The 654-nt window shown below is 76.9% G+C and carries 1 pseudogene; it reads left to right on the top strand.

The features are described 5' to 3' along the window. Nucleotides 1-621: pseudogene (locus tag ACFV9O_RS40325) on the top strand (histidine kinase); the annotation flags it as partial. Nucleotides 622-654 lie beyond the last annotated feature (33 nt).

Below are 654 nucleotides of genomic sequence, written 5' to 3'. Positions count from 1 at the left end.
CCCCGGGACACCGCCGCGCGGCAGGACGAGGAGAGCGGCGAGGCGGACGCCGACGCGGGCCCCGACGCCGATGCCGCCCCGGCAGAGGCGAAGGCCCAGGCGTCGCCCGAGACGACGATGGAGCTGTACCTCCCGTCCCCGCGCCGCGAGCAGCACGCCCAGGACCTGGCGGACGCCGCCGACGAGGCCGGCCGGGACGAGCGGGAGACGGGCGGCAGGACCGCCGCCGAGGAGCCCCGCGAAGCCGCCGGGCCCGCCGTCCCGGGCCCGTACGCGATAGGGCCCGACGCGCACGAGCGCACCCCGGACGAGGCAGCCGCCCCGTCCGACTCCGTGCCGGCCCCCAGGCCGGCCCTCGACCAGCAGCCCGCCGAACCCGCCGAGCGGGTCACGGACAAGGGACTGCCCAAGCGCACCCCGAAGCTGACCGCCCCGGCCGCCGCGCCGAAGAAGCGCGCCGGTGGCGTCGACGCCGAGAAACTGCGGCGCCGGCTCGGCGGATTCCACTCGGGGGCCCAGGCCGGCCGCCGCGATGTCGAAGCAGAGATCGCGGAGCAGCCGGACCTGGCAGGACCAACCGGTGAAGCTCAGGGGGACTCAGCCGAGGAGGCTCGCAGTTGACTGCGTCCAGTCCGACATCCGCTACTTCCCGTC

It is taken from the genome of Streptomyces sp. NPDC059909 (assembly GCF_042730885.1).
Lineage (GTDB): Bacteria > Actinomycetota > Actinomycetes > Streptomycetales > Streptomycetaceae > Streptomyces.
This window is presented reverse-complemented; position numbering and strand designations above follow the sequence as displayed.